Origin of the sequence: Klebsiella sp. MS 92-3, assembly GCF_000195655.1 — a bacterium.
Lineage (GTDB): Bacteria > Pseudomonadota > Gammaproteobacteria > Enterobacterales > Enterobacteriaceae > Klebsiella > Klebsiella pneumoniae.
Genome location: NZ_GL882861.1, coordinates 22,877 through 28,974, shown reverse-complemented (window position 1 = coordinate 28,974; position 6,098 = coordinate 22,877). Strand labels below are relative to the sequence as shown.

The following is a 6,098-nucleotide window of genomic DNA, read 5'->3' as shown; positions in this document are numbered from 1 at the left end:
CCACAAAAGGCATCCTACTGGCGGACGGCGTCATCGTGCGCCGCTTCCTCTGCCCCACCCCCTTTCGCCCCGCCGACGCCATCCACGAGGCCTGGGAGACACTGCGCGCTGGCCTCACGGAGACGCCTTTTTTAACCCTCACCGGCTATGGCCGCCAGCTGGTGGATTTTGCCGATAAGCAGGTGACGGAGATCTCTTGTCACGGCCTCGGCGCCCGCCTGCTGGCGCCGGACACCCGCACGGTGATTGATATCGGCGGCCAGGACAGCAAAGTTATCCAGCTGGACGCCGGGGGCAACCTCAGCGACTTCCTGATGAATGACAAATGCGCCGCCGGCACCGGCCGCTTTCTGGAAGTCATTTCACGCACCCTCGGCGCCAGCGTCGAACAACTGGACGCCATTACCGACGGCGTGGAACCGCACGCCATTACCAGTATGTGCACGGTGTTTGCCGAATCGGAGGTCATTAGCCTGCGGTCGGCCGGTGTCGCGCCGGAGGCGATTCTGGCCGGGGTGATTAACGCCATGGCCCGGCGCAGCGCGAACTTTATTGGCCGCTTATCGGCGCAGGGGCCGCTGCTGTTTACCGGCGGCGTCAGCCACTGCGCCGCCTTTTCCCGGATGCTGGAAAGCCATGTCGGCATGGCGGTGACAACCCATCCCGACGCCCAGTTTGCCGGGGCGATCGGCGCGGCGCTGATCGGCCAGCGCCAGCGGAGGCGCGGATGACAACGTTTCTGTTTTTATTTCACTCCACGGTGGGGGTGGTGCGGATGCGCAAAGCCCTGCAGGCGGCGGGAGTGGCCTTCGAGGTCAAAGATATACCCCGCCAGCTGCGCAGCGGCTGCGGGCTGTGCATCCTGCTGGAGGGGACGGAAGCCGATGCGCGAGGCTGGATCGTCCCGGAACAGACGGCGGCGCTGTATCAGCAGAACGGGGAAGCATGGCGCTGTCTCGCCACCTTCCCACCTGCAGGTTAATCGCTCACCACAAAACGCGTCGCCGCGAAACAGTTCAGCAGGCGGTGCATGAGAAAAACCAGGGTCAGCGTCACCACCAGCGAGACCGTCACCGAGGTGATGCGGTACAGATCGCTGAACACCAGATCCTGATACGGATGCAGATTCTGGCCGAACATAATGCCGATGGTAGTGATGCTGGCGAAGCCCACCCCGGCGCCCACTTTCTCCATCACGTGTAGGCGGGCGCTGAAGGCCAGCCCGAGGCCAATCAGCGGCATCATCAGGATCATGTGGTTGCTGAAATCATAGATAATCAGCTGCACCACCAGTATATAGAGACAGGCCAGCACCACCCCGACGACGCGCCAGATCGAGCTGATCACCGCCCCGCGATAGTGCATCGGGAACAGGATCAGGATCCCGGCCATCAGCGCCGACAGCGAGTCGCTGAGATCGCAGATCTGAAACACCACAAAGATGATCGTCGCTACCGTACCGGAGAGCAGCGACTCATGACGGATGCGGGCGGCGTCTTTCTCAATCCGCGGCGGCGGCTTGCGCGGTTCGACGTCCGGGATCAGGTAATGCAGCAGCGCGCTCAGCGCCACGGCCATCACGCAGGCTTCCATATTGGAGAACATCAGGGTGTGCCAGTTGCTGGTGGGATAGCTCATAAAGTTGAGCATCGTGCTCTGGCACACCACCCCCATCGATCCCAACAGGAACAGCGGTCCCTGGCTCATAAAGCGGAAACGCATCACGTACAGGGCAAACACCACCAGGGTCATGATCACCGGCCACTGCGACAAATAGCCGACAATTAGCACCATTTCGACACAGTTTACCGCCGCGCTAAATATAAACTGGCGGGCGACGTGCAGGTTGAACATCGGTACCAGCGACATCAGCATCAGCGGATAAACGACGAAAAATACGCCGTACTGTACGTCGTAGAAGGTGGAGATGCTGAGCGCAATGGTCCCGGCCACGGCGATACGCACCGTCTGGCGAAAATCATTCGCCGTGTAGACGATATTGCCGTGCGGGGTAAAGACATGCGCCAGGGTATTAATAGACATAGTGCAACCAGCTCACCAGGTGGATCTGCAGGCCGGCGAAGGTGCGGGCAAAAGGTCCCTCGCTATTGTACAGCTGCACCGTAGCGCGGGCGCCGGTCGGCAGCGGTTTGTCCAGCGGCTGATCCAGCGCGACGTGAATGCGCATCCGCTGGGCGTCGCGCACCCAGCGGGTGGACTGCTCCGGCTGCGACAGCTGGCCGTTCACCGCCTCCTGTCCCGCCAGAATCCCGGCGTCGCTGCTGGTCACATGCGCCGGGAAGACTTGACCCGGCAGGGCGTCAAAGACCACCGCCGCATCGGTATTCACCGCGGTGTGGCGCAGGCTTTTTTCGCGGAAGTCGGCGACGATGTCAGTGTTGTTGTTAACCAATGCCAGCACAGCCGTCGCCGCGGTGGCGTAGATCCCCGGGTTCAGCTGCAGGTTGCTGACCATGCCGTCAGTTTCCGCACGCACTTTGGTCCAGGCCAGGTTCAGCTGCGCCTCCTCCAGCGCATTACGGTATTTTTGCAGGGTGACGTTGCGCTTATCGTCGCGCTCGCCGCGCTGGATCAGCAGGTTCTGGATCTGCGCGTTCAGCGCCGAGACCGACTGCTCGCTGGTCTGCCAGGTGGTCCGCACCTTATCGAGGTCGGACTGCGAGACGTTCTGCATCGTACTCAAGCGCTGGTAGCGATCGAGGGTGACCTTATCGTTACGCGCGGTGTACTGCGCGGTGCGCAGGTTGGCGCGGGCGGCGGCGATTTGCGCGTCCAGCTGCTGGTTGCTCAGTTTCGCCTGCTCGAGGGCGATCTGCGCCGCTTCAACTTTATTAATGAATGGCGTTGGGTCGAGCTCATACAGCAGGTCGCCCTTTTTCACCTGGCTGTTGTTGTGCACGTAGACGTGCGAGACATAGCCGGAGACCCGCGACGAAACCGGGGTCACCACGCGCATGACGGTGGAGTCCGGCGTCAGCGGGATCCAGATATCGGCAACGATAAACCAGGCGAATATTCCCAGAAAAGCGGCAATACTCACCCGTACCCAGCGGGCAAATTTTTGTTCAGGCGTCATCATAGTGTGTTAGATCTTGTTATCTTCTTCGCGGATATTCCGCAAACGGCAGGCGATTTGATTTAACGTGGCGCTGAAGGTGGCGAGATCGGCCTCCGGGATGGTCTGGGTTACGCGCTCCTGATAGGTCTCGATCACGCAGCTCAGTTTTTCCAGAATAGCCCGCCCCTCGGCGGTCAGCGTCAGCAGGCGAATGCGTTTGTCATATGGCGATGTGGAACGCACCAGATAGCCCTGCTTTTCCAGTAATGAGAGGGTGCGCATTAGCGGCGGCAGTTCAATGCCCTGCACCTCCGCCAGTTCGCTGACCGAGACGTTGTCTCCCAGCTGATGCAGTTGCATCAGCACCGTCCAGCTGGACTGGGTGAGTCCGGTATCGGTGATAGCGGAGTCAATAATGGCGCGCCACTGGCGCACCACCATAGCCATCCGCATCCCCAGCGGGCGGCGGGCAAACAGTTCGTCTTCAGTCACGGGTCTTCCTCTCATTATTGAGAAGAAAATAATACTTATCATGGTAAGTATCAAGAAACGGAAGCTCGTGCCGCATCAATTGATAAATTTCGTGAATGTATCCCGGCGGCACTTTGCGCTCACCGGGATAATGAAGAAGGTTTGCCTGTAAAAAACCGCACGTTTTAATTGATCTGGTCCCGACGCAGGCCGATATCTTTCAGCTGTTCGTCGCTCATTTGCTGCAAAACTCTGCGCGTTTGCTCCTGAAGCCACCATTTTTTGATAAACCGCACCAGCAATACGAAACCGATAAATGGCTGTCTTGCCCTGTTCTCGTGAAATTCCATCCTCTACCTCCTCACCATGCCAGAGGCTTTATCTTCACGGATTTGGGGGTACGGAATACAGATTCACAAAACGCTTTTCTTTAACATACAGATTAGCTAAAACGTACACCAGAGCCCAATTTTTACGCCCATCTGTACTGGTTATTCCATCTGTATGGCGGCAATTAAGGATACAGCATGACCCGCTACCAACATCTCGCTACGCTGCTGGCCGAACGCATCGAACAGGGCCTGTATCGCCATGGCGAAAAGCTGCCGTCGGTGCGCAGCCTGAGCCAGGAGCACGGCGTCAGCATCAGCACCGTCCAGCAGGCCTATCAGCTGCTTGAGCAGCAGCAGATGATTGTGCCGCAGCCGCGATCGGGCTATTTCGTCGCCCCGCGCAAAGCCCAGCCGCCGGTGCCGCCGATGTCGCGTCCGGTCCAGCGCCCGGTGGAGATAACCCAGTGGGATCAGGTGCTGACCATGCTTGACGCCCGCTACGATAAATCGATCATCCCCTTCGGCGGCGGCTCGCCGGACGTGACGCAGCCAAGCCTGAAGCCCATCTGGCGTGAACTGAGCCGGGCTATCCAGCACAACCTCACTGAGGTGTTGAACTATGACGAACTGGCCGGGCGTCGCGAGCTACGGGAGCAGATCGCCCGCCTGATGCTCGACGGCGGATCGGTGGTAACTGCCGACGATCTGGTGCTCACCAGCGGCTGCCACAGCGCGCTGTCGCTGGCCCTGCTGTCGGTGTGCCAGCCAGGGGACATCATCGCCGTGGAATCCCCCTGCTACTACGGCACCATGCAGATGCTGCGCGGGCTGGGATTAAAGACGATTGAGATCCCCACCGATCCGGAAACCGGGATCAGCATCGAGGCCCTGGAGCTGGCGCTGGATCAGTGGCCGATCAAAGGGGTGATCCTCGTGCCAAACTGCAATAACCCGCTGGGCTTTATCATGCCGGACGCCCGCAAGCGCGCGGTGCTGAACCTTGCCCAACGCTACGATATCGTTATTTTCGAGGATGATATTTACGGCGAGCTGGCCACCGAATACCCGCGCCCGCGCACGATCCACTCCTGGGATATCGACGGCCGGGTGATGCTCTGCAGCTCCTTTACCAAAACCATCGCCCCCGGGCTGCGTATCGGCTGGATCGCCCCCGGGCGCTACTACGACAAGCTGCTACAGATGAAGTACGCCGCCAGCGGGACCAACGTCCCTTCCACTCAGCTGGCGGCCTGTAATTTTATTCGCGAAGGCCACTACCACCGCCACGTGCGGCGGATGCGGCAGATCTATCAGCGCAATATCGAGATCTACACCTGCTGGCTGCGGGAATTTTTCCCCTGCGGGATCTGCGTCACCCGGCCGAAGGGCGGTTTTATGCTGTGGGTTGAGCTCCCGGAGCAGGTAGATATGGTCTGCGTCGCCAAGCAGCTGTGCCGGCTGAAGATCCAGGTCGCGCCGGGCTCGCTGTTTTCGGCAGCGGGCAAGTATCGCAACTGCGTCAGGATCAACTGCGCCCTGCCGCCGACCGAGAAACATAAAGCGGTGATGGTGAAGCTGGGAGAAGCGGTGAAGGTGGCGATGGAGTGAATTTAACCTGTTCTCCCCGGTGGCGCTGCGCTTACCGGGGCTACGGGTGATCTAGCGTCTGCGAAGCAGCTTCACTGATCAAAAAACACCATCCCCTTATACGGCTGTTCGCGGCAGGCGGCCAGCCGCTGGGCAAGACTGCCGACGTGCAGCTCCAGCTTGTGGCCGTCGGGGTCGAGAAAGTAGTGCGAGGCACCTTCGCTACGGTTCAGCTTCCACATCGCCACGCCGGCAGCCTCAAGGCGGACGGCGAAGCTAGCAAAATCGGCTTCGCTAATACTAAACGCATAATGGGTGTAGTCGCTCTCGTCCGGCGGAGTAACGCGCCGCTGCGGATCCAGCGACAGGCACAGCCACAAATCGCCGCAGGAGAGATAAGCCCCGCTGTCCCAGCGGGCATGCAGCGTCATGCCCAGCAGCTGCTGATAAAACGCCACGCTCGGCGCCAGCTGGCTGACTGCCAGGGTCAGGTGATTCAGTCCACTCAGCATGTCTGTTCCTCCAGTGAATTCACAATGAACTGACGCAGCCATTGATGCGCCGGGTCGCGGTGCCAGCGCTCGTGCCACAGCATCAGCATCTCAAAGCCGGCGACCCCCCGCGGCGGG

Annotated in this window: 8 protein-coding genes and 1 pseudogene; 3 read left to right on the top strand and 6 right to left on the bottom strand. The window is 60.1% G+C overall.

Going from position 1 to position 6,098, the window contains the following annotated elements; all coding sequences use genetic code 11:
• Window positions 1–731: putative 2-hydroxyacyl-CoA dehydratase activator YjiL (gene yjiL, locus HMPREF9538_RS02900; protein WP_009486253.1), on the top strand; the 731-nt coding region annotated here is incomplete at its 5' end.
• Window positions 728–982: a DUF3343 domain-containing protein gene (locus tag HMPREF9538_RS02905; RefSeq protein ID WP_004177546.1), complete on the top strand. Its 255-nt coding sequence runs from the start codon at window positions 728–730 to the stop codon at window positions 980–982. The genes yjiL and HMPREF9538_RS02905, both read left to right, overlap by 4 nt.
• Here the strand turns inward: HMPREF9538_RS02905 and HMPREF9538_RS02910 are convergent.
• From HMPREF9538_RS02910 to HMPREF9538_RS02925, 4 genes are all read right to left on the bottom strand, one after another.
• On the bottom strand, window positions 979–2,043 hold the full coding sequence (locus HMPREF9538_RS02910; protein WP_002887411.1) for a DUF2955 domain-containing protein: 1,065 nt from the start codon (window positions 2,041–2,043) through the stop codon (window positions 979–981). The two genes, HMPREF9538_RS02905 and HMPREF9538_RS02910, sit on opposite strands and share 4 nt — an antisense overlap.
• The gene (locus tag HMPREF9538_RS02915; RefSeq protein WP_002887394.1) at window positions 2,033–3,100 is read right to left on the bottom strand and encodes an HlyD family secretion protein; all 1,068 of its coding nucleotides are present in this window, start codon (window positions 3,098–3,100) and stop codon (window positions 2,033–2,035) included. The genes HMPREF9538_RS02910 and HMPREF9538_RS02915 overlap by 11 nt, the downstream gene beginning before the upstream one ends.
• Before the next feature lie 6 nt (window positions 3,101–3,106).
• Window positions 3,107–3,571 (bottom strand): MarR family winged helix-turn-helix transcriptional regulator, encoded by a 465-nt coding sequence (locus HMPREF9538_RS02920; RefSeq protein ID WP_004177547.1) that lies wholly within the window; start codon window positions 3,569–3,571, stop codon window positions 3,107–3,109.
• Window positions 3,572–3,735: 164 nt separating this feature from the next.
• Window positions 3,736–3,900 (bottom strand): DUF1127 domain-containing protein, encoded by a 165-nt coding sequence (locus tag HMPREF9538_RS02925; RefSeq protein ID WP_002887388.1) that lies wholly within the window; start codon window positions 3,898–3,900, stop codon window positions 3,736–3,738.
• A gap of 177 nt (window positions 3,901–4,077) precedes the next feature.
• Between HMPREF9538_RS02925 and HMPREF9538_RS02930 the strand changes: the two genes are divergently transcribed.
• Window positions 4,078–5,490, top strand: coding sequence for a PLP-dependent aminotransferase family protein (locus HMPREF9538_RS02930; RefSeq protein ID WP_002887384.1), 1,413 nt, complete (start codon window positions 4,078–4,080; stop codon window positions 5,488–5,490).
• Window positions 5,491–5,561: 71 nt separating this feature from the next.
• On the opposite strand, the gene fosA is transcribed toward HMPREF9538_RS02930, so the two are convergent.
• Both fosA and HMPREF9538_RS33065 read right to left on the bottom strand, forming a co-directional pair.
• Window positions 5,562–5,981 carry a FosA5 family fosfomycin resistance glutathione transferase gene (gene fosA, locus HMPREF9538_RS02935; protein WP_009486251.1) on the bottom strand — a complete coding sequence of 140 codons (420 nt, stop codon included), beginning with the start codon at window positions 5,979–5,981 and terminating at the stop codon, window positions 5,562–5,564.
• Window positions 5,975–6,098 (bottom strand): annotated as a pseudogene (locus HMPREF9538_RS33065) (LysR family transcriptional regulator); the annotation flags it as partial. The pseudogene HMPREF9538_RS33065 and the gene fosA, both read right to left, overlap by 7 nt.

Excerpts from the sequence above, each read along its gene's own strand:
- fosA (WP_009486251.1), bottom strand. The coding sequence starts at position 5,981 with ATGCTGAGTGGACTGAATCACCTGACCCTGGCAGTCAGCCAGCTGGCG.
- HMPREF9538_RS02905 (WP_004177546.1), top strand. The coding sequence starts at position 728 with ATGACAACGTTTCTGTTTTTATTTCACTCCACGGTGGGGGTGGTGCGG.
- HMPREF9538_RS02910 (WP_002887411.1), bottom strand. The coding sequence starts at position 2,043 with ATGTCTATTAATACCCTGGCGCATGTCTTTACCCCGCACGGCAATATC.
- HMPREF9538_RS02925 (WP_002887388.1), bottom strand. The coding sequence starts at position 3,900 with ATGGAATTTCACGAGAACAGGGCAAGACAGCCATTTATCGGTTTCGTA.
- HMPREF9538_RS02915 (WP_002887394.1), bottom strand. The coding sequence starts at position 3,100 with ATGATGACGCCTGAACAAAAATTTGCCCGCTGGGTACGGGTGAGTATT.
- HMPREF9538_RS02930 (WP_002887384.1), top strand. The coding sequence starts at position 4,078 with ATGACCCGCTACCAACATCTCGCTACGCTGCTGGCCGAACGCATCGAA.